The sequence below is a fragment of the Mesorhizobium sp. M0018 genome, assembly GCF_040323955.1.
GTDB lineage: Bacteria > Pseudomonadota > Alphaproteobacteria > Rhizobiales > Rhizobiaceae > Mesorhizobium.
Genome location: NZ_JAMYVL010000069.1, coordinates 1 through 2,071, shown reverse-complemented (window position 1 = coordinate 2,071; position 2,071 = coordinate 1). Strand labels below are relative to the sequence as shown.

The following is a 2,071-nucleotide window of genomic DNA, read 5'->3' as shown; positions in this document are numbered from 1 at the left end:
CCGCCAGGAGCCACTTGGCCCCAGCGGCGGATCGAGGCCACACAGTCCGCCGCAGTGACGGGGGTGCCGTCGTGCCACCCCAGACCATCGCGGAGCTCGAACGCATAGGTCTTCTTGTCGTCGGAAACGTCCCACTTGCCCACCATCTGCGGATGCGGCACAAACTTGGAATCGACGCCGAACAGCGTATCGTATACCAAGAAGGCATGGGTGGCGGTGCCGCCAGACCCGGAAGCGACCGGATCGAACGCACTGAGGTTTTCTATCACCACGCGGACCGTCCGATCGGGAGTCGGTGATGTCTGCGCCCGCTGGACGGAAGGGATCGATAAAGCAGCTCCAGCGGCCATACCCACCTTAAAGAGATTGCGTCGAGAGATCGGCATCTTTCAGTCCCCTTTTTGAGCGATTTCGTTCGGGTTTTTGCCCTCCAAGGCGATATGTTCTGATCGTTGTCAGTGAGCGGATTATCTTTGCTGCCTCGTTTGCGATTCAACCCGGGCGACCAAGCGATGGTGATCCTCTGTGGCTATGGATACTCCAACGGACGAGCGGTCTGCTAATTCAGTTTTCGTATGGTCGTCATCTGGATACGCGATGGGTTCCGTGGCAGGTGACCTGATAGATTATGCAAGGCTGGAGCTATGTCGCGCTCGCCGCCTAGTCTTAGTGTTGTGCCAATCCTTAGACGGTAAGCTGCTGAACTTATCGGATGAGTCGCGATATTCTCGTGGGAAGAGCCGAGCGGTTTCAGGTACACTTTATATAAGAGACTGATTCTAAGACTAAGGGGAAACTCGTAACCCCCGAGTATTGATTTCACGCGGAAGTGAGCCGGGTCACTTCCGCGTGGAAATCAACAGCGCGATCTCCTCTTGCACGGCCAATGCGACTTCGATTGCGGTTGGCGCCATGGCTTCGAGTAGCAATGCGCAGCATGGCGCAAGACGGCCTCGTTGCAGATGTAATAGGGACGCAGCGTCCATTCGGGATGTTCATAGTGAACCCGCATGCGGGTGCCGCCACGTCCGCACAGTACGCGACCCTGCAGCAGGCCCGCGCCAATTCTCCTCCGGTGGAAAAGAGCGGCTCGGACGCATTTCTAAGGCGGGCCAAGCTGATGTCCGCCGACTGCTAATCATTGGCGCGATGTCGCGCCTGACCTGGCTGACCCGCAAATCGATCACCGAAGGCTCATGGCTCGCGCGCATGGCCGCGCGAAAGCCAAGAATGCTTGTAGCGGAACAAAATGGCGCGTACGATTTGGGCCGTGCTTACAAAAAATGAGGATTATCGAGTTCCGACACGGGCAGCCGTAGATCGATATGCCACTGCCGCTTGGCGTCGGATAGCGAGGGAGTAAGAAGGCGACGACCCGAATGGGCAAAGTGATCGAACAGATCTGGATCAGGAAAATCAGTGTAGTCTCTTGAGCATTTGAGCTCGTTTGAAAGATTCGACCAGATCCGCAGATCACCATACCGGCCAACGGCTTTTGACATGCCGCATTTAAAGGCCTGACAGAAGACCGCACTCGATCACTCGCATATTTTAGTTAGAAAATTCTTGCGCCACGGGCGGCAACCACAGAATAGACAATCGCCTGTATTGTTGATACGACAGCAAATATTAGCCGGGAAGTGAAAGTCGTTAGCAATCCGGATGATCTTGATTGAGGTTCTCAAGGATCCGCAGTGGCAGATTGAGCGGATTGGCCTTGAAGCTGGCCCGTTGTCGCAATGGCTGCTTTAGGGCCTCGCCGAGCTGGGCTCCCTGTCATTTGCATTGAAACCGGGCACACGAAGGCCTTCCTGAAAGCGCAGCCGAACAAAAGCGATCGCAATGATGCACGTGTGATTGCCCAGATCATGCGGGTCAATCTGTATCGACCAGTGCATGTGAAGACGCTGACAAGCCAAAAACGCCGTGCATTTGCCTCTCGGTTCTGCTGCCAACACGCAGTAAGAACGTAAGCGGGTAGCTGATGCCGTTCAGCGATGGTAGTTCCAAGGCATGAGCGCCTCGATAGCGCTGTTTGGCCAGCCATTGGCGATGCGCTCGAGGGTCTGGG

Annotated in this window: 3 protein-coding genes and 2 pseudogenes; 2 read left to right on the top strand and 3 right to left on the bottom strand. The window is 55.8% G+C overall.

Going from position 1 to position 2,071, the window contains the following annotated elements:
- On the bottom strand, positions 1-386 hold a 386-nt coding region (locus NKJ81_RS32440), incomplete at its 3' end, for an ABC transporter substrate-binding protein (protein WP_352542971.1).
- A gap of 470 nt (positions 387-856) precedes the next feature.
- A complete protein-coding gene (locus NKJ81_RS32435) occupies positions 857-1,012 on the bottom strand; it encodes a hypothetical protein (RefSeq protein ID WP_352542970.1) in 156 nt (51 codons plus the stop codon).
- Between the two features lie 44 nt (positions 1,013-1,056).
- On the opposite strand from NKJ81_RS32435, the pseudogene NKJ81_RS32430 reads away from it, so the two are divergent.
- Positions 1,057-1,363, top strand: a pseudogene (locus tag NKJ81_RS32430) (transposase); the annotation flags it as partial.
- A gap of 235 nt (positions 1,364-1,598) precedes the next feature.
- Positions 1,599-1,928, top strand: a pseudogene (locus tag NKJ81_RS32425) (IS110 family RNA-guided transposase); the annotation flags it as partial.
- Here the strand turns inward: NKJ81_RS32425 and NKJ81_RS32420 are convergent.
- Positions 1,876-2,071 (bottom strand): hypothetical protein (locus NKJ81_RS32420; protein WP_352542969.1); only part of this gene is annotated, 196 nt, incomplete at its 5' end. The pseudogene NKJ81_RS32425 and the gene NKJ81_RS32420 overlap by 53 nt on opposite strands.

Coding starts and splice junctions, on each gene's coding strand:
- NKJ81_RS32435 (WP_352542970.1), bottom strand. CDS start 1,012: ATGCGGGTTCACTATGAACATCCCGAATGGACGCTGCGTCCCTATTAC.